The sequence below is a fragment of the Nocardia sp. NPDC058519 genome, assembly GCF_042719755.1.
Taxonomy (GTDB): Bacteria; Actinomycetota; Actinomycetes; order Mycobacteriales; family Mycobacteriaceae; genus Nocardia.
On record NZ_JBHXNK010000001.1, the window covers coordinates 249724 to 269219 of the forward strand.

Genomic DNA, 19496 nt, shown 5'->3' on the forward strand with positions numbered 1-19496 from the left:
CGTTGAATCAGATAACGCCGCTTACGCTCGCGTGGGGGCTCCGGGATGCGTACCTGCGCTACTTCGACACCGCGTTCTGGCTAAACGATGAATCGGTCATGTCGCAGCGCCGGTCGCTACTGGAAAAGCCCGGCGCCCTCATTGGCAAACTAATGATCGAGCCAGTTGTCCCATACGCAAATACCTCCCGGCTTGACCAAGTTATCGAGCAAATCGGGATACCGGCATCGACGGCAAAGCGCGTCGCTAGTGCATTATTCCCCGACGCTGACTCCAGTACACTGTCGCTACGGCAACATCAGGCCCAGTCGGTTCTGCATCACTTTCTACCGGGCACCTCACCGGGACGCAATGTAGTCGTAACATCGGGCACCGGCTCCGGCAAAACGGAGTCGTTCCTCCTACCCATGTTGCTGCGCCTTATGTGCGAATCAGCGAAGTGGCCAGCTCAGAATCCAGCCACGCCATGGTGGCGGTCGCCCGAACCGCAGTGGAAATCGCTACGTGGCAATGAAAGCAGACTACCGGGAGTCCGCAGCCTCATCCTCTACCCCACGAATGCCCTCGTCGAGGACCAGATGACGCGTCTACGTCGCGCCGTGCGTAAGCTTCGCGACGATGACCCGGCGCATCCGGTTTGGTTCGGCCGGTACACCGGAAACACCATCGGCTCAGGACAGAGATCGAAGAAGTCGCTCAGTGAAACCGCTGAAAACCTTCGTGCCTATGAGCGCGAATATGACGCCTTGCTTGAGGCGAAACTCAGCGGACGCTCGGATGTAGACCTAAGCCAATTCCCTGATCCGCGATCCGGCGAGTTGCTTACACGCTGGGATATGATCAGCCACGCACCGGACATTCTGGTCACGAACTACTCGATGCTCAACACGATGATGATGAGGCATGCCGAGGAGCAGCTTTTCGAGCAAACAGCCGCATGGCTGAACAGCAACGCCGAGAACGTCTTCACCCTCGTCGTCGACGAACTACACCTCTATAGAGGGACGCAAGGCAGCGAAGTCGCAATGATCCTCCGATCCTTGCTCCGCCGCCTCGACTTGCCTTCCGACAGTCCACAACTCCGGGTTATCGCGACCTCGGCTTCGCTAACAGACTCGGATGGTGGCCTAAGGTATCTGGAACAGTTCTTTGGGCTTCATCCAGACAGCTTCACAATCCAGGCGGGCCAGCAGATACCACTCTGCCCACCCCAGCTACTCGACCCACTCACTGTTCGTACGCGGGACGTCGACCCAGCGACCTTGACCCATGCAATCGCCGCTGCGTGCGTCGATGAAAGCGAGCAACGCATACGTGCGACCTCGGTCGAAGATATTGCTCAGAAGCTGTTTCCTGGACTCAAAGACGCGGACGAGCTCATTGCGAGCACGCTGGAACAGCTCGTCGGCACTGACTTCGAGAGTTCGAACCTGGTGCCTATCCCCATCCGAGCCCACGTCTTCGTGCGGGTACCCCGAGGTATGTGGGCCTGCAGCAACCCGGACTGCCCGGGAGGGGCACACACATCAGCGAACCAGAGGATCGGCCGCCTATACACCACCCCGATCGGAGCCTGTATCGACTGCGGCTCGCGGGTTCTCGAACTGCTCTACTGCTACGAATGCGGTGACATAAGCCTCGGCGGCTACATCATTGAGGAGCGTAGTGGCGAAATATTGCTCTCGCCCAACCCCGTCACAGAGGATCAGAGTGCCAAACCTGTATTTCTCCGTCCAGCCAAAGAATATCTATGGTATCGGCCGGGGATTGTCGACAACATCCCCTCGTGGACCAAAGACGGAATCAAGCTAGCGTTCGCGCCCGTCGCGTGGGATCCGAGTTTGGGAATGATTTCCCACGGCGCACCACGTTCCACCGGGGTAAGAGTGGTCGCAGCGGGAGGGTCTCCGGAAGACCGCGTGCCTGCACTCCCCGATCGCTGCCCAGCTTGCGGCTATGCGCCAGGTGGCCGTTCCAAGAAGGGCGCCTTTCGGGCGGGCCAAGTGACGTCCGCGATCAGGGCCCATACTTCGGGTGCAGCGGCTGCGACGCAGCTGTATCTGTCGCAGCTAATACGCTCACTAGCACAGGGCAATCCCGGATCGACAGAGCTCGCAAATGCCAAGACCATCGTTTTCACCGATAGTCGCGACGACGCAGCACGCACAGCCGCAGGAGTAGCCCGGAACCATCATCGCGACCTCGTACGGCAGGTCTTGCGACGTGAGATCGCATCGGGGTCGGATGCGCTGGCGGCTCTTGACGCCATCATCGCCAACCCCGAGTCAATTAAGTCAAACCCTGGCCTGGCGCTCGGCGCTTTTGCACGAGTGAAGCAACGTGCCGGCTTTCCCCTCGAACCTCCAGACGAATCCGCAATCGCCGATGCGTTGACGGCGCTTGGCGCAATTGCGTCCGTCGGATTCGCCGAGATGTGCAAGCGCATCACAGATGTCCTCGTTTCCCTTGGTGCCAACCCTGGAGGTTCTGATCCATGGAACCAGCAGCTGGAAGACTCACTGGGCGGCGACACGCCCTGGTACAGAGCATTCCGTCCGCCGGAACCGGGACTTTGGGAAGAGCCCCCACTAACTCAGGGGCAGGACAAGTTGCAAACTGCGCTTCGATCTTCGATCGTCGATGCGACATTCGACCGCGCAAGGCGCGATCTGGAGTCAGTCGGTATTGCCCGCATCCACATTGATGGCTGGAAACCCGTTCCAGGTCTGCTCAACGCGGAGGAACAAGGTCAGCTCTTGGGCACCGTCCTCCGCATCCTAGGACTTATGGGCCGAACAGAAGGTAGCAAACGGGGCGGAGTCATGGCCTCCGCCGTCGTCCCGTCGCCGATCCGGAAATACCTGGAAGCTGTCGCGACAGCACGCGACAGCAGCGAAGGCAAGTTGCATGACCAACTGGTCGCGCTCATGAGTGACGCGGCAGTCTCCCGGGCAGTGGGCGGATGGCTTCTGAGAACATCGTCCGCGGACACTACCCTCGTCTTCCATCCCGCCGACGAGCGCATCTGGCGCTGCAGCCGATGCAATTACGCACACCTCCACGCAAGCCTGGGCATTTGCGCAAACCGGCAATGCTTCGACTCTGATTTGCGTGAATCACCCTTGGCAGAGGAAGAGGACTACTACGCGTGGCTAGCCCATCAAGAGCCGCGGCGGCTTGCCATCGCAGAATTGACGGGACAGACAAGTCCTCTTTCAGTTCAGCGCGATAGGCAGAGATGGTTCAAAGGCGCATTCACCCAGCGGGAGAACGGCATTACCGATGCCCTGGATGTCCTGTCAGTGACGACTACGATGGAGGTTGGTGTCGACATCGGATCTCTGAGATCGACGCTCATGGCTAATATGCCCCCACAGCGGTTCAATTATCAACAGCGTGTTGGCCGCGCTGGCCGCACCGGGCAGGCGCTGAGTTACGCGGTAACGATATGCCGTGATCGCACACATGACGAATACTATTTCAACCGGCCCGAACGCATCACGGGCGACATCCCACCGCAGCCCTTTCTCGACCTAGGCCGTACGCGGATCGTCCAGCGCGTCGCGTCCAGTGAGTGCCTGTTCGAGGCGTTTGCATCCTTGCCCTCGGTGCCAAAATGGACACCGAATAGCAATCACGGCACCTTCGGTCAGGTCGACCAATGGGATACATTCCGTGACGGCGTGGCCACGTGGCTTGAGAATTCCCCACACGTCGATGCGATAGTCGATCGACTGACATCGCACACGCCGCTCACCAAGACCGATTCCGATGATATCAAGTCCAGCATCAAGGCTGGTCTAATCACAGAGATCGACCGGATTGTCGAAGCCGAAGGCGGATCATCCGACTCAGAGCTTAGCGCTGCTTTAGCACGGTATGGCGCCGTACCGATGTTTGGATTCCCGACACGAGTCCGGACCCTCTGGAGCCAGCAAATATACAACCGAATTGGATTGGATCGTTTCAAGGTCAGCGATCGCGCGCTCGAAATGGCAGTCCGTAGTTTCGCCCCTGGCGCGGAGGTTGTCAAGGACGGCCTCGTACACAGCGTCGCAGGCTTTTCTGCATACGTAGTCCAAGGCAACTCAACTGTTGCGGTGGATCCGCTCGGAGCACCGAAACTGATTGGAATCTGCAACGACTGCGGTCAGACTGCACTCACCACAGCGCTGACATGCGCGGCGTGCAGCCAGCCGCTCGAACACGTTCATCTGTTCGAGCCGCGCGGATTCCGCACCGATTATCACCCTCGTGCGTTCGACGACGATCAGGAGGTTCTGAGCACGACATCCAGTCCCGCGCTGATCCCAGGAAGTGCGCCGACCGTTAGTACGGAGCTCGATCACCTCAAGCTCGACCTATTCGCGGGCAGTCAACTGGTGACCATTAACGACAACTTCGGTCGCGGCTACGCTTTCCAACAGCAATCGGACAAGAGCATGCTCGCCGATACACCCAGCACACCGACCGTCCCTAAGAAGGCGATCGGCGAGGTCCGAGTTACCGACGCACTGCTGGTGACCCCCCTGTCACTGACAGTAGGGACTGGAAACATAGCGCTCTACGACCTGCCATCGGGGCGATCAATCTACACCAGCTTCGCTGAGGTTCTGCGACGGGCAGCGCAGATACTCCTCGACCTCGACCCGGTCGAGTTGACAGCAGGCATCGTTCCCACGAGGCTGCCGATGATCGAACTACCTGGCCACCCAAAAGACCAACTGGGCGCCGCGGTCTTTCTGGCAGACACTGCCGAGAACGGGGCTGGGTACGCAGTGGAGCTCGGCCAGGCCGATACATTCAACAGCCTTCTCACAAATGCCCTAAGCGAACTAAGGGACGCGTGGGAGGGTAGCGACCATAGCGGTACCTGCGACACGTCGTGTCCGGACTGTCTGCGGTCGTACAGCAACGCCCGTCGACATCCGCTCCTCGACTGGCGACTCGCCCTCGATATGCTTGAGCTGACGACCGGACAGCCACTTACCGTCTCAAGATCACTTCCGGCCGAGGGTAAGTGGATGGAATCCGCAGCCAGAGCACTCGACAGTTCGTCATTCATGACCATCGAACATGTACCTGCCGTTATCAGAGACGGCAACTGCGTACTGCTTACCCATCCTCTATGGCGTATGGAACCCGCGTACTTCGACGCGATGCAACAATCTGCATTCAAGTGCGCGGAGGGACAGTTTCAAAACGTCGCTCTACACGACATAAGGGCGTTCCGCCGGAACCCAATTTCTATCTGGGAATATCTCCGACCACAGTAGGCGCGGTTCATGTCGCCGTGGTCATCCATTTGCCGCAGTGATGGCGTAGTATACGTCCGGACTACGGTGCGACCGCGAATCACAAATGAATACAGCGGGCCGGAGTGGCCATGGCGACGTCTGTAGCGAGGCGACGCGAAAGTTCGCAGCGAACGATTGCCCGACTGGAGCGCAGGTCTAGTCGGGCAACGCGGCAGCAGCGTGACCCGTGCAAAACTTGTTGCGAGCGAGTACATTTGGCTAGGTGCATGATCACGATCAACAGCTCGCATTCGATCGAACCATCGGACCCGTCGGCGTCGAGGTCAGACTTCCCCGTGACCCCGCACGCGACGACGTCGCCACATGGTTCCGCAGCAAGACAAATATGGAATTACTGTTTTCGACAGCATTGCGCCAGTCCATCGATGAGGTTCTCGATGGACAACGCACAGGAAGATTCAATATCTCCCAGCTGGAGAAGACCGAAAAGACTTACCTGGGCACCAAGGTAGAAATTGTTTTGCGGGCAACATTTGAAATCGATTCTGGCGGACAAAAGGAAATGGACTATAAGGTAGCAGGTCATCCAGTCGATTCAAAATTTACGTCCCGGAAGACATGGACAATCCCGGCCGAGGCGGTATCGCACATCTGTCTGCTTACGAAAGCAGATGACGTCACCAGCACGTTCTCAGCCGGCCTAATCAGGATCCGGGAAGAGATTCTCAATCTGGGACGGAACAATGATGGAAAGACAACAATTTCTAAATCAGATTGGGGGGAGATCGACTGGCTTTGCCTCGATGCACAGCTGCCGAGTAACCTTATTCAAACTCTCCCAACCAGTGACGTAGAAGTCATCATGAGAGGTAAGTCGGGGCAGCAGCGCATCAACGAGTTGTTGCGTCGAGCACAGGGCATGGTTATTGATAGAACAACATCCACTACCGTCGCGCGGCAGCTCGACGGAATGAAGCGATGCCGAGATGCGCGACCAAAGCTTAGGCCGGAAGGAATTGTTGTGCTCGGTCACCTCAAGCAAGGGCCAATTGTCGCGAGAGATTTGAATCTGCCGCCATTCGAGAAGGGAGAATTTATTGCCGTGCGGCTAACCGAATTGGAAGGGCCAGATCCGACTCGGCCTACGACAATCATCAATGGTCGACACTATGCCATCGCCAAGCCATTCGAGCCAGCTATCGTTGCGCCAGATATTGTTCAATCGTAACGCCCAATTTCCAATGAGCTTACGCGCGAGAACCTGCACGAACAGGCTAAATCACTTCCGGCCGATCGTTGCGTCATAATATATTGTTGTATGACAACGCGGGCGTAGCAGAGAAATAACAACCAGCAGAGTCAGCACGGGCAATAGAGTAAAGAAGGGAAGGCACTGCTAGTGAGGAAACCGTGGTCTAGATGGACGGATCGACCATTGACAGACCACACTCCGCACCCGACGATGCCCAGACAGAAATGGCCGATAACATTGCTACGCTTTCACTCTAATTCGAGCCCGCTAAAAGATGGTCGACTACGACACCCATGATATCGACGAAATATTTATAGAAATCCGACTTCTACATATGGATCAACCTTAATCGGTGTAGGAAATTGACTGTTCAACCACGCTAATACCGAGGCTACATCCCCGTAACCATTCGCCCTCAACGCGTCGACAACGTCGCCTCCTGAAATCATAACGATCGGGTGCCCATCCATCCGCACCTCTTTGTACACTTGACTACGAAAGTAGGAAAGTGTAACAAACACACCAAATTGTCGGTGCCGTATTCGCGAGATCAGCCTGCTCATTTCCTTGACTCCAACCCCATTTGACACCTTATAGCATTTCGCCTCCAGACTAAACTCCATCGGAACACGGTCATTTGAAGGTCCGATCAAATACTCACCGATCGCGTCCCTTCCGCCGTCTCGCGACGGCGGTGTCACCTGGCATGCACCTGTAGCGGGGGCAATCAACCGCCAGATCGCGACTGCACACACTTCGAAATCCACTGACCGAAATTCGAAATGCTGATGAACGGCATCCAGAATCGAACGTCCCTGGTCGTCTGACGGAAGCTGTTCGTCGCGGGTCCGGATAGTGAGTGTCGGAGGCGCTACGAGCGGGGTGTAGACCCGTCCGTTTACCCATTCCCGCCACACCTCCGGGCAATTCGGCCCAACAGTCGAATCCCCTTGCGCCAGGGATTCAATCCAGGACCTTGGAATTACTCCGACATCGAGAACTGTGAAGACCGCGCGATAGTTCTGAAACCTAACGCCGCCCTTGCTCCTCCACACCGCCGTCAGATCAGTGTCAGCAGGAACACCATCTCCGCCCGGGGCCAAAAGGCCGCGAAATCGGACTTCACGACCGCGTCCAGCTTTTTCGAAGAGGAAGAATGGCGCGACAGTCGCCCGATCTTGCGGAGAGCCGTGAGTAGCCTCAAAAACGTCACGGAGCAGCACATTGCCGTATCGATTCGTATCGTGGAGGACGCGACCCGGACTTCGGTTGTCACCGTAATAGGTGAACATACCCGTTTGAGGCGAGAGATGGTCCGGCCAGTCCGGCTCCCGCCCGCTGGTGTATAGCACCGCAATTCGAACTGTGCCGGATTTGACCGAACCCTTGTACCGAAATCCGCCCTGGTTTCCAACAGGGAGCAAACGAGCCAGCGCGTCATCCGCAATGGTACCAGATACTCCACCTGCGTAACAGCGATCGATGCCAAGGTCCGCCGAATTCAGATCCGCAAAAGGGACAACTATCTCCGCTCCCTCCGAAGACTGATACAACTCAGCTTGCCCCTGCAAATTAGATCCATTCGCCATATATTCTAATGCCCTCTTTCAGAAAGATCTCGAACGACAACCGATGTGGTATATCGGGTCGTCGCCGCCTTCTACATCACGCAAATTATCAAGCAATATTGCGCAGACACAGCACCAACACCACCTTGAAAACCCGGCATCGGGCGGCGGAGTCACATTGCCCAGCTATCCATTGAGCGCCATAGTCCGTAGCCACCGCGCCTCCCCAATCTGCACACCAATCTGTCTGCCACATCGTGGTTCGAGCATCACCCAGCGATGAAACAATCCAAGCGCACAGCGAGCCAGAAGCGCAATACCCCAGAAGGTCGGCTTCGGCGGGATCGCAATCACAACTGCGACTAATCAGTCCTCATATGGCCGCCTAACCGGCTCAGCCCAGTGCCATCCACAGTCGCAGATTCGACGACTGCGATTAAGACCCTGCAATGCAAGAGGAACAACGCCGAGCAATCCAGACTCGCCCGGACGGACCAAGTCGCCGCTGTACCCATCGGGGCTTGCCGAGTCGATCGAGCCGACGTCGACAGCATGAACCGGCGACACGTTGCGTCGACACTCACCGCTGGCGCCACCTCGACTGACCGATCGCATACCATCGCTCATATGTTCGGATCATCCTCCAGCGCGGCAACTACCGCGGCCACCCCCGCGGCCACCGAATCGTGCTCCCAGATCCGAACAACAACCCATCCACCTGCAGATAGGGTTGCGTCCGATATCCGATCCCGCTCAACGTTCCGGCGCAACTTCGGCGTCCAGTACCACTCATTCATCCTAGGTTCCCGGCCGTGCTCAGGGCAGACGTGCCAGAAGCAGCCATCTACGAAAACCGCGACCTTTCGCGCCGTGAAGACCACATCTGGCCTCACCGGGCGCGAATCACCCACCACGATCGGGAAGTCTTTGCGGTACCGGTATCCAAGACCGTGTAGGGCACTACGAAGCGCGACCTCGGGTTTCGTGCCAGATCGCCTGATGGCACGCATGTTTCTCGCGCGTCCAGAAGAGGAAGCTGACGGCACCTCGCTGCCGTCGTCTGCAACCGGCAGTTCCGGCTCTTGTCGGCTCACAGCCGCCCCAGCTCTCGTTCCCCCACTAGCTGTCAGTGATGATGTCTAGTCTCTGTCCGTCCAGATCCCGAAGCATGACTCCGAAAGGCCACCGCGTGACCAAACTCAGCGTAATCGAGATTTGCGCAGGTGCAGGCGGCCAGGCTCTCGGGCTTGAACGCGCCGGGTTCGAGCACAAGCTCGCCATCGAGCTCGATCCGACCGCCGCCGCGACGATCAGCCTGAACCGGCCCGACTGGAAGGTCGAGGTCGGCGACGTAGCGAACCTCGCGGTGTTCGATCCGAAGTCCTTCGCGCCTGAGGCAGAGGGCCAGGGCGGTCGGCCGATCGACCTCCTTGCCGGAGGCGTCCCGTGCCCACCCTTCTCTATCGCAGGGAAGCAACTCGGCGCGAACGATGAGCGCGACCTTTTCGCGTGGGCCGTCGAACAGGTTGGCATCCTGAAGCCGCGTGCTCTCCTCCTCGAGAACGTTCGAGGGCTGAGCATGCCGCGATTCGCCGGTTACCGGCAGCATGTGCTCGACCGCCTTGGCAGGTTCGGCTACTCGGCGGAGTGGCGGCTGATCCACGCCTCGGAATACGGAGTACCCCAGCTCCGACCACGATTTGTGCTCATTGCCATGAAGGCGGAAGACTTCCGGTACTTTCAGTGGCCCACAACGACCGACCAGGTCAAGACAGTGGGTGAGACGCTTCTCCCGCTGATGCAAGCGAACGGATGGGAGGGAGCTGAGGCGTGGGCCGCGAACGCCAACGACATAGCCCCGACCGTGGTCGGTGGCTCGAAGAAGCATGGTGGCGCAGACCTTGGGCCTACGCGAGCAAAGCGAGCCTGGGCTGAGCTTGGTGTCGACGCATACGGCGTCCACGACACCGCGCCTCCGTACGCGAAGCGGCCGATGACCGATTTCGGTCCGAAACTCACGGTTGAAATGGTTGCGCGCCTCCAGGGCTGGATCTGGGCGAAAGACGAAACCCACAAGGCCCAACTCGAGGCCGAGCATCCCGACGACCACGAGTTCACTTGGATCTTCACCGGTGGAAAGACGGCTCAGTACCGTCAGATTGGCAACGCATTTCCGCCGCCCGTTGCCAAAGCGATCGGACTGTCGATCGCACGAGCGCTCCACCATGAAGGAGAAGCGATAGAACGCGACGGCGATCCCCAAGCCGACCCGATCTACAAAGTGCTTCGCGCGCAAGCGGTGCGCGATCCCGACATGTTCCTGACTGCAGCACAGATCATCCAGCGGACCGGGTTGGAGCTCGATGATCCCGAGATAGACCGGCGAATCACCCTGCTCGATAAGGATTTCGAGATTCTGAAGGACAAGCGGACATCTGGGCTGGCATACCGAATCGGCGAGTTCCGGGCGTTCACCGGGCAGGACGATCACGCCCGACACGAGTACTACCGAACCAGCATTTCGCGCGTTAGCTGAAAGCTGTCCATTCATTCTGTTGCAGATGGGCATACTTGACGCCGTGAATGATTGGGCGCCGACGCGGTATGTCTCCGAAGATGAGCTGATCGCCAACCAGACACCAAAAGGTGGGTTCACTCGAGCCGTGCTGGAGGGCTGGGGTGTGCCGTGGCCGCCGCCGAAAGGGTGGAAAAGGGCTGTGTCGGACCAGGATCGGTGGTCTGAGGATTTGACGACTTTTCTTGGATAGCCGAAGGCTATGGTACGGTCGGCGCACAAGTCAGGCCCCGGTGGTGCTACCAACACCGCCGAGGCCCTGGGCGAGAATCTGGTACTAGCAGACTCACCGCCGTAGGCAGGAAGCCTACCGATGATTCTGGCGTCTCCGCCAACCTCCCCCCTTGCCGCTGTGCGCCCGGGCGAGTTGTGCGGGTGATGCGCCTTACTCGCGCAGTCGTCGCCCGTCAGAGGGGCCGCTGCAACCATTCCGATGACACAGAGTCGGCTGGTAAAGGCGGACTCGGACGGCTCCACCGTGGTTGGTGGCATGGATACCAGGGCTTCCCTGGGTGTTCCTGGCTCTGTGCAGAATCCCAGTCCCGGCCCTTGCCGAGTAATGCCCGGCGGGCGTGCATCACCAAACGACCGTAGCGACGACCGACCGGCGGACCTCGCGTCAAGGGTGCATCCGTACCTTGCGGTACCGGGGTGCCCCTGCACTCCCCCGCTCTCCCACTCCCAGCGGGAGTTTCGAGCACTCACCGAACAAGCCGATCTTGTAGCGCCGGAGTCGGCCGGGGGCAGTGTTCGGTGACCGACGGCGCTCATGCAGAGGCGATGTTCACGTGCTTGCGGATCAGGGAAGCGAGTCTGGATGGCGGTTGGTTCAGCAGCAACGAACGGTTGACCCTTCCCCTGTCGAGCATCACGAGTAGCCGCGCGAGAGCTCGGGTCGTGTCCAGGCGGACGCCGATGAGTGGTGATCGGTCGAGAGCCCATAGAGACAACGAGGCCCGATGCTCATTGACAATTTCGAACAGCGACGCGATATCGACGAGGTCTTTGTCGGCACGCCGTGACTGCCACGCCAACGCCTTGAGGACCACAGCAGCCTCGACGTCTGGAACCAGGATCGTGAACTCGAGAGACTGGCCTCTGTCGAGCATGCGTACGACGACGTCGACTTGCAGAGGGGTGGCAAGTAACGCCAAGCCCAAGCCAGGTCCGGGATCGAATCCACGGCCGCCGATCGTGACCGTGCGCTGCGGCCCGAAGGAGGGAACAAGTGTCCGCCGATGACACGCCAATCCGACTCTCCCAGATCGACGGCTGCCGCTGCGACGTCGGCCAAGGCCCAGTATCCGAGATCTGAGGCGTTGCTGGTCGAGGCGATGGAGATTCGGGCGGTTATCGGCGCCACCGGCTACCTTGCCCGATGCTTTTCGATCGCTGTTCGCACCACGTGAGCTGCCTCCGTCGAAGTCGGGTCGGTGCTGCTGTGCAGTAGATCCCACATGATGATCGCCGGGTCGGCGACAACGTGGCCATCGGCGGGGACCTCGCCGTGGACGTGAGATGCCACGGTTCGGATCGACCGATCGTCCGGGATGACGACTGTCATGGTCGCATCCGCTGGATCTGCGGGTGAAAATCCAGCCGCAGTGAAGTCGATGATCTCGTCAACGTACAGCCTGACCGAAGACGGCAACATCCAGGGCGCATAGCGATCAGCCGCCAAGTCTCCGGAAAGCACCGAGCCAACCGTCAACTCGCTCAACAATTCCCGGGCCGCACGGTATTGCTCTGCGGGCGCATCGAGACCGAACCAGTGCGTCTGTGTTCCGCGCGGGCCGGGGTACTCACGAAGCCACACATCTAGCAACTCCGGGGTGCCGATCCAACCATCGGTCGGCGTGTGGGTGATGTGTTCATTCGCCCGCATCGCCGTCGAGACGGCCTGCTGACTCGCCCCGACCACGGCGGCGATTTCGTGCTGGGTCATCGGTTGTTCCCAGATCGCCAGAACGCGCTCGACGGCAAGTCGCTGCCAGGCAACACGGTGGTGCTGGTCGGACCGTCGCGGTGGCGACTCATCCAACAGCACTGCCCCGTTGATGATGACCATCGGTGGATCTGCCAGTACGAGGTCGAACTCGCCTGCCTCAGCGGCGACAATGACTGGCGCAGCTGCCTCATTGGCTGCGAACAACGCCGCCATTGAAGCGGGAAACTTGCGGTGTTGCTCACGCAGGCGTCGAAGCACCGCGGGAGTCAGGCGTGCGCGGGTCTGAAACTTCAGCGCGGTGGGTCTGCTGGTGCCGTCCGGCGCAGTAAGGAGAAGGTCCGGTTCGCCACTCGCAACCCTGACTCCTGCGCGCTGCAGTAATCGCAGCAGGTCACGCCGTATATCCGGCTCCACGCCTGCCTCCTAGTATATTTAGGAAGAAAAATCAAACAACCGACTTCAATCCATCATACATTCGCTTGTGCAATAGCCTTTGCATCTGGGGCAGCCGCGCACCGCGCCGTACGGGAGTATCCCAACACTCTCCACTCCCAGCAGGTGTGCCGTCACGCGTCACTCGAAGTGGTACGTCGGTTCACATGTACCTGTGCTGCGGTTTTCGTTGCCATGCACAGTGATTCGGCGAAGTCGTAGCGCGTAAGAGCGGAAGAGGGGACCCTCGGAGGAGAGGATCGCGTTACCCAGGAGCCGCATGACTGTCAGAAGTGACCGTGAAGGTGGCTTGCCGGAGACTTTGCCTGCGTTGGAGCAGTTGCCGGCTGATGAGGCTCGGGATCTGTTCGAGTTGATGAGGGCCGCGAGTACGTTCGAGGCGGCCGCGTTGGACAAGTCCATCGATTCGATGGTCTCTGCGTTGCCTCGGCCGTTGCGCCGGGTGACGAAGAAGATCATGTTCGGCGGCAGATGACGGACCTGACTACTCGGGCGCAGTTGATTCTGCTGGCTCGCACGTTGCATGTTCATCCGCAGCGGTTGGATCACCTGCGGTATCTGGGGGCCGATCGGTTGCATGCGCTGAATCAGCAGATTTCGGGGGTGTTGTTCGATCAGCACACGGAGACGTTTCGTCGGATCAGTGCGCTGGTGCCGTTCATTCCGCTGACGATCTCGATTCCGTTGGTGCAGAAGCTGGTTCCGCCGATGATGACGGGGCGGGCGGCGGGGTCGGTGGGGCTGGATCATCCGGGCAAGGCGGCGGAGACGTTGACGATGCTCGACGCGGGGTATGCGGCCGATTGTGCGCCCTATCTGGATCCGCGGGCCATCGAGCAGCTGGCCGATCAGATGGCGCCGGGGCCGATCGTCGAGATCGTCAACGAGTTGCTGCGGCGGCGCGACTATGTGACGGCTGGTCCGTTCTTGGCATGTGCGACAACGGAAGTGATCGCGGCGGTCGAGGCGGGGGTGCGCGATGACGCCGGGCTGATCTTCTCCGCGGCGTTCTCCTATGACGTCGAGGTGCTCAGCGCGGTGGTTCGTCAGCTGCTCGATGGGCCGCACCGGCGGGTTCCGCGGATGACACAGACGGTGCTGGCGGGTTCCGCTGACCTGCAACACGCTGCGCTGTCGGTGTTTTCGCGGTGCGCGCCCGATGTGATCCGGCGGGTGGGCGACATTCTGTTCGGGAGTGCGCAGCCCCGTGATGTCGCGCGGCTGGTGCGCACCGCGCTCACCCTCGGGGCGGTGCCCGAATTCCTCACGCTGGCCGGTTATCTCACGCCGTTGGGGCTGTGGACGTTGGTCGGCAATCCGATGTTCGGTGATCCGGATGTGGGGGTCGACCTGGTCGCGCCGATGGATGGGCGCGAGGATGCGCAGAGTTGGCGCGGGCTGTTCACCTTGATGTCGCGGATGGATGACGACGTCAGGAGCGCTGTGGGGTACGCGCTCGCTTTGCTCTCGGAGTCGACCGTGGCGGAGTTGCCCGCGCTGGCGACCGAAACTGGTTGCTGGCCCGCGCTACTCGATCTTGTCGCGGTTTCCGGGGAGCGGGGACAGTCTCGGTTCGGGGCGATCTGGGCTCAGTTGGGGCCGGAGCGGCGGGCCTATCTGCACCGTTGCATCACCGAGCTTCGGTATGACACCAGGTTGGCCGAGATCACGGCGCTGGTCGAGCCGGTGGAGGTGGATCTGCTGTTCTATCAGCGGAGGCAGAAGGGGCGCTACCGCAACGGTTGACGCGACACCGCTGTCCACGGTGATCCAGCTCTCTACGTTGCACGAGTGAAGCGGGTGCCCCATTCCTGGACCAGAGCGATGAGTTCTGGTGGGCCGAGGACAGTGAAGTCCGCCATTGATCTGCCCAGCACCAGGATCGGCCAGTCGAGGCTGTCGACGGTCATTTCTATGTGGGTGCGGTTGGCGGGGAGGGCGGTGGTGGTGCACCAGCGGCCTATTCGGGCGTGGACATCGAGGGCGGGGGCTGCTATTTCGGCGGTCACGGTGTAGCCGGAGCGGCGGGCGCCGATGGAGTCTCGGACGAAAGTGGCGGCGTCGGGGGCTGGGAGGGTGCGGGGGCGGAAGCGGGTGCCGGTGGTCGCGGAGGCGGTGAGGCGGTCTACGCGGAAGGTGCGCCAGTCGTGGCGGGTGAGGTCGTAGGCGACGAGGTACCAGCGGCGGCCCTGGGAGACGAGGCGGTGGGGTTCTACTTCCCGGATGCTGGTTCGGTCGTCCGCGGCGGTGTAGGTGAAGGTGAGGCGTTCTTCGCGGCGGCAGGTGAGGGCCAGGTCGGTGAGGACGGCGGGGTCTACGTCGGAGACGGGGACGGCGGTCCAGGCGGTGGATTCGGTCATGGCGCGGAGGGCGTCGACGCGGCGGCGTAGGCGGGTGGGCAGGACCGTGACCAATTTGCCGAGTGCGCGGATGGACGGTTCGGCCAAGCCGTCGCCCGCACCCTGGGATCCTGCTTGCAGGCAGACGGTGATGGCTACGGCTTCGTCGTCGTCGAGGACCAGCGGTGGCAGGGCGGCGCCCGCGGCCAGCTGGTAGCCGCCGTCTACGCCGGGCCTGGCGTCGACGGGGTAGCCGAGTTCGCGCAGCCGGTCGATGTCGCGGCGCAGGGTGCGGGCCGAAACACTCAGTCGCTCAGCGAGTTCCGTGCCGGGCCAGTAGCGGTGGGTCTGCAACAGCGACAGCAGTCGGAGGGTGCGTGCGCTCGTATCGGCCATGGTTCGATTATCTCGCAATTGCGGACAGAAACTGACCGCAATGTGTCCTACCTTGGTTTTACACACCGACAAGCGAAGGGATCAGCACATGACCGCCGGCACCGAGATCGACACCGAGCGCACCGACATCCTCGAGATGCTCGCCAAGCACCGGCACTTCCTGCGCTTCACCGTCCGCGACCTCACCGACGAGCAGGCGGGTCTGCGCACGACCGCCAGCGAGCTGTGCTTGGGCGGGCTGATCAAACATGTGGCCGCGGTGGAGGCGAGTTGGGCGAGCTTCATCGTCGACGGGCCCGCGGAAGCCCCCGACTTCGACTCGATGACCGAGGAACAGCTCGCACAGTGGGGCGACGCTTTCCGGATGCTGCCCGGCGAAACGCTCGCGGGCGTCCTGGCCGAATACGAGCAGGTGGCCGCACGGACCGACGAACTCGTGCGCACCCTCCCCGATCTGAACGTGAGTCAGCCCCTGCCGGAGGCGCCGTGGTTCGAGCCCGGCGGACGCTGGACCGCACGCCGCGCGCTGATGCACATCATGACCGAGACCGCCCAGCACTCCGGGCACGCCGACATCATTCGGGAATCGCTGGATGGAGCGAAGTCGATGGGGTGATCTCGGCGAAGAGGGACTCGGCTGCCGCGCGGTGTTCGGTGGCGGCGGCCGGGTCCGTGGCGTCGAGGACCTCGGCGATGCCCTGGTGGGCTGTCGCCTCTTCGAAACGGTGGCCCAGTCTCGGTGCGAGGGTGAGGGTTTGGCGGTAGAGGTCTATGGCATCGTCGGATAGTCCTGCGAGGCGGCAGGTTTCGGCGTAGCTGTTGAGGAAGTGGATCTTCCAGTGGTCTTCGAAGACGGCGTCCAGGAGGGCGAAGGCTTCTCGGTGGCTGGCGAGGGCTTCTTCGTAGCGGCCCATGTCGCGCAAGGCGACACCCCGGCAGTTCAGGCACCAGGCTTCGTTGTGTTTGTGGCCGTCCTCGCGGGCGAGGGTGAGGGCGCGGTCCAGGTGGTCGAGGGCTGCTTCGGGTTCGTCGGCCGCGATCGCCACACCGAGGGTGATCTGGGCCTGTAGCGACGGGTTGCCGGTGGGGATGGCGAGGGCTTCGCGGGCCAGTTGGGCGGCCTGTTCGCGGTGGCCGAGCTGGAGCATGGCCCAGGCTTCGCCGGCGATGGCGTCGGCGGCACTGGTCGGGCAACCGCCGGCGGTGTAGAGGTCGCGGGCTTGGCGGAACAGTTCCAGCGGTTCGTCGATACCGCCTTCGTCCCACCGCAATTGGGCGCAGCGCATCGTCAGTTCGGCTCGGGGTAGCGGGTCGCCCGCCGCGGCGACCAGAGGTGCGGCGGCGGCGTAGGCGGCGGCCGCTTCGGTCATGCGGCCCGCGTTGTAGCGGGCGAAGCCGAGGTCGCTGTGTGCTTCGGCGAGCTGGCGTGGGTCACCGAGATTCTGTGCGGCGGTGAGAGATTGCTCGAAGAGTGCGTTGAGATGTGTTGTGCCGCACCGGCGGGCGAAGAAGGCGCGCATGAAGCGCGGTAGTTCGCAGACGTGGGTGTCGGCGCCCGCTTCGACGGCGGCGTAGAACACGGCCATCAGGTTGGTGTACTCGGAGACGAACCAGAAGAACGCGGGGTCGCGGCCGGGGAAGTGCGGTAATTCCGCGGGCGGTGCGCCGGCGGAGACGGGGCGGGTCGGCGACAGGAACGGCATGGCGGCGTCGGCGGCGGCCGCGGTGTGGACGTAGTAGTCCAGGATGCGATGCAGGGCGCGTTCGCGGTCGGCGGGGGTGTCGTGTTCGAAGGTGGCGTGGCGGGCGTGCTGGCGCACCAGATCGTGGAGGCGGTAGCGGCCGTCGGCGGGTTGCTGGACGAGGTGCGCGTCGAGGAGGTCTTCGAGCATGGTGCGGGCGCTGCGCAGCGAGACGTCGGCCACGGCGGCGGCGACGTAGTCGGTGAAGGTGGAGCCGGGGATCAGGCCGAGCAGACGGAACAGGCGGCGCTGATCTCGATTGAGCTGACGGACCGACATGCCGAAGGCGGTGTCGAATTCGCTGGTGCCCTCGGCCATTCGCTCCACCAGGATGCCGACCGACCAGCCCGGTCGATGGCGCAGCCGAGCCGCCGCGAGGCGCAACGCCAGGGGTAAGTTGCCGCACAGACGGAGCACTTCGGCGGTCTGTTCGGGTTCCTTGGCGAGCCGGCCGACGCGCGCGTCGCCGCTGGCCCGCACCAGCAGTTCCGCGCTCTCCTCTGGGGTGAGGACGTCGAGGGTCACCGGCGGGACCTCATCGAGTTCGAGCAACCGGTTGCGGCTGGTAATGATGGCGACCGACTCGCCCGCACCCGGCAACAGCTGACTGACCTGCGCGGCGTCGACGACATTGTCCAGCACGACGACAGCGCGCAACCGGGCGAGCTCCGAGCGCCAACAGGCCGCCCGCAGTTCGACTCCCCCGTCCTGCGGCACCCTCTCCGAGGGGACCTGCAACGCGGCCAGCAGCGCGCGGATGGCCGCGTCGGGGTCGAGCGGCTGGCGTCCGTCGGTGAAGCCGTGGAGGTCGAGATACAGCTGGGCGTCAGGATATTCGGCGGTGAGCTGATGCGCGGCGTGCACGGCCAGGGAGGTCTTCCCGACGCCTGCCATGCCGTCGATGGCGACCACGCGATCGGAACGGACGGCGGCGATCACATCGGCCAGTGCCTGGTCGCGGCCGGTGAAGTCGGGCAGATCGCGGGGCAGGTCGTTGCGTGGCGGCGGTGGGGCGTCGGCCGGTGGGCTCGGCGGGGCGGGCTGACGGCTGGTCTTCGGCGGGGCGGGCAGCGGGTTGTTGGCGCGCTCCCAGAGGGGACGCAGCGGGCGCGGGTCGCGTTTGACCAGGCGGCACAGCTCGAGGACGGCCGACCACGGCGGGACCGTCTGGCCGCTGAGGTAGCGCGAGAGCGACGACGAGCTCAGGCCGGTGTCGCGGGCCAGGGCTCGCACCCCGCGGCCGGAAAGCTCCTGGATCAGTCGCAGGCGCGAAGCGAGCTCGTCCTGCGGGTACGCCCGTGCCGTCTGCTGTTGCACAACCACCGTTTTCCACTCCCGTTGTCCCGGCCTGGACCAGAAATCTCACGACCGACAAGGCGGTGGTCAGGGCCGTTTTCAGCTGTCCCACAGTGTCCCACAGCCATTCTGTTCCAGCGCCGCACGGGCTGTTATTGAGACACACCGCAAGCAGCGGAGAACGAACGAACAAGGAGAACGACATGCAGTCTCGGATGAAGAACCCCGCCATGGTCCTCACCGACGCGATGGGCCCGATCCAGCAGGTACTCAAGGCAGTGGAGACCGGCGGCGTGGACAGCGAGATCCTGGAGCTGGTGCACCTGCGGGTCAGCCAGATCAACGGCTGCGCCGCCTGCGTGCACGGTGGCACCACCACCGCACGCAAAGCGGGCGTCAGCGAAGACCGCCTCGCCACCGTGGTCGCCTGGCGCGAGACCCCGTTCTTCTCCGAGGAGGAGCGCGCCGCACTCGAGCTCGCCGAGGCCGCCACCCGGATGGCCGACCGTCCCGACGCGGTCACCGACGAGATCTGGGACAGCGCCGCCAGCTACTTCGACGAGAAGCAGCTCGCCTCGATCGTGCTGATGATCGGCGTCACCAACATGTTCAACCGGCTCAATGCCACCACCCGTCAGATCGCCGGCGCCTGGGGCTGAGGCTCCACTC

The 19496-nt window shown here is 61.9% G+C and carries 13 protein-coding genes; 6 read left to right on the forward strand and 7 right to left on the reverse strand.

The annotated features are described in order from the left end of the window. The first annotated feature begins 2 nt into the window (after positions 1-2). Together ACFWPK_RS01205 and ACFWPK_RS01210 are read left to right on the forward strand one after the other, a co-directional pair. On the forward strand, positions 3-5276 hold the full coding sequence (locus ACFWPK_RS01205; RefSeq protein WP_378912496.1) for a DEAD/DEAH box helicase: 5274 nt from the start codon (positions 3-5) through the stop codon (positions 5274-5276). Between the two features lie 244 nt (positions 5277-5520). Beyond that, complete coding sequence (locus ACFWPK_RS01210; RefSeq protein WP_378912497.1) at positions 5521-6486, forward strand: NaeI family type II restriction endonuclease; 966 nt, start codon at positions 5521-5523, stop codon at positions 6484-6486. Positions 6487-6821: 335 nt separating this feature from the next. Here the strand turns inward: ACFWPK_RS01210 and ACFWPK_RS01215 are convergent, their stop codons facing one another. Continuing rightward, on the reverse strand, positions 6822-8099 hold the full coding sequence (locus ACFWPK_RS01215) for a restriction endonuclease (protein WP_378912498.1): 1278 nt from the start codon (positions 8097-8099) through the stop codon (positions 6822-6824). 602 nt (positions 8100-8701) lie between these two features. Continuing rightward, positions 8702-9088, reverse strand: coding sequence for a very short patch repair endonuclease (locus ACFWPK_RS01220; protein ID WP_378912747.1), 387 nt, complete (start codon positions 9086-9088; stop codon positions 8702-8704). A gap of 179 nt (positions 9089-9267) precedes the next feature. Here ACFWPK_RS01220 and ACFWPK_RS01225 point away from each other — a divergent pair, with 179 nt between their 5' ends. Continuing rightward, a complete protein-coding gene (locus tag ACFWPK_RS01225) occupies positions 9268-10614 on the forward strand; it encodes a DNA cytosine methyltransferase (RefSeq protein ID WP_378912499.1) in 1347 nt (448 codons plus the stop codon). An 806-nt stretch (positions 10615-11420) separates the two neighbouring features. Here ACFWPK_RS01225 and ACFWPK_RS01230 read toward each other — a convergent pair. From ACFWPK_RS01230 to ACFWPK_RS01240, 3 genes are all read right to left on the reverse strand, one after another. Further along, complete coding sequence (locus tag ACFWPK_RS01230; protein ID WP_378912500.1) at positions 11421-11762, reverse strand: hypothetical protein; 342 nt, start codon at positions 11760-11762, stop codon at positions 11421-11423. 257 nt (positions 11763-12019) lie between these two features. Beyond that, positions 12020-13015 carry a type IV toxin-antitoxin system AbiEi family antitoxin gene (locus ACFWPK_RS01235; protein ID WP_378912501.1) on the reverse strand — a complete coding sequence of 332 codons (996 nt, stop codon included), beginning with the start codon at positions 13013-13015 and terminating at the stop codon, positions 12020-12022. A 159-nt stretch (positions 13016-13174) separates the two neighbouring features. Next, entirely contained in the window at positions 13175-13675 is a 501-nt protein-coding gene (locus ACFWPK_RS01240) for a hypothetical protein (protein ID WP_378912502.1), read from the reverse strand. On the opposite strand from ACFWPK_RS01240, the gene ACFWPK_RS01245 reads away from it, so the two are divergent. Further along, on the forward strand, positions 13658-14800 hold the full coding sequence (locus tag ACFWPK_RS01245) for a hypothetical protein (protein ID WP_378912503.1): 1143 nt from the start codon (positions 13658-13660) through the stop codon (positions 14798-14800). The two genes, ACFWPK_RS01240 and ACFWPK_RS01245, sit on opposite strands and share 18 nt — an antisense overlap. A gap of 32 nt (positions 14801-14832) precedes the next feature. Here the strand turns inward: ACFWPK_RS01245 and ACFWPK_RS01250 are convergent, their stop codons facing one another. Next, complete coding sequence (locus tag ACFWPK_RS01250; protein WP_378912504.1) at positions 14833-15789, reverse strand: helix-turn-helix transcriptional regulator; 957 nt, start codon at positions 15787-15789, stop codon at positions 14833-14835. Between the two features lie 88 nt (positions 15790-15877). Here ACFWPK_RS01250 and ACFWPK_RS01255 point away from each other — a divergent pair, with 88 nt between their 5' ends. Then, on the forward strand, positions 15878-16405 hold the full coding sequence (locus tag ACFWPK_RS01255; RefSeq protein WP_378912505.1) for a DinB family protein: 528 nt from the start codon (positions 15878-15880) through the stop codon (positions 16403-16405). Here ACFWPK_RS01255 and ACFWPK_RS01260 read toward each other — a convergent pair. Further along, on the reverse strand, positions 16365-18854 hold the full coding sequence (locus ACFWPK_RS01260; RefSeq protein ID WP_378912506.1) for a tetratricopeptide repeat protein: 2490 nt from the start codon (positions 18852-18854) through the stop codon (positions 16365-16367). The two genes, ACFWPK_RS01255 and ACFWPK_RS01260, sit on opposite strands and share 41 nt — an antisense overlap. A gap of 176 nt (positions 18855-19030) precedes the next feature. Between ACFWPK_RS01260 and ACFWPK_RS01265 the strand changes: the two genes are divergently transcribed. Next, a complete protein-coding gene (locus ACFWPK_RS01265; RefSeq protein WP_378912507.1) occupies positions 19031-19486 on the forward strand; it encodes a carboxymuconolactone decarboxylase family protein in 456 nt (151 codons plus the stop codon). Positions 19487-19496: the final 10 nt, after the last annotated feature.

What these genes read in the sequence shown, in the direction of transcription:
- ACFWPK_RS01220 (WP_378912747.1), bottom strand. Translation starts at nt 9,088, where the DNA reads ATGCGTGCCATCAGGCGATCTGGCACGAAACCCGAGGTCGCGCTTCGT.
- ACFWPK_RS01250 (WP_378912504.1), bottom strand. Translation starts at nt 15,789, where the DNA reads ATGGCCGATACGAGCGCACGCACCCTCCGACTGCTGTCGCTGTTGCAG.
- ACFWPK_RS01265 (WP_378912507.1), top strand. Translation starts at nt 19,031, where the DNA reads ATGCAGTCTCGGATGAAGAACCCCGCCATGGTCCTCACCGACGCGATG.
- ACFWPK_RS01215 (WP_378912498.1), bottom strand. Translation starts at nt 8,099, where the DNA reads ATGGCGAATGGATCTAATTTGCAGGGGCAAGCTGAGTTGTATCAGTCT.
- ACFWPK_RS01230 (WP_378912500.1), bottom strand. Translation starts at nt 11,762, where the DNA reads ATGCTCGACAGAGGCCAGTCTCTCGAGTTCACGATCCTGGTTCCAGAC.
- ACFWPK_RS01255 (WP_378912505.1), top strand. Translation starts at nt 15,878, where the DNA reads ATGACCGCCGGCACCGAGATCGACACCGAGCGCACCGACATCCTCGAG.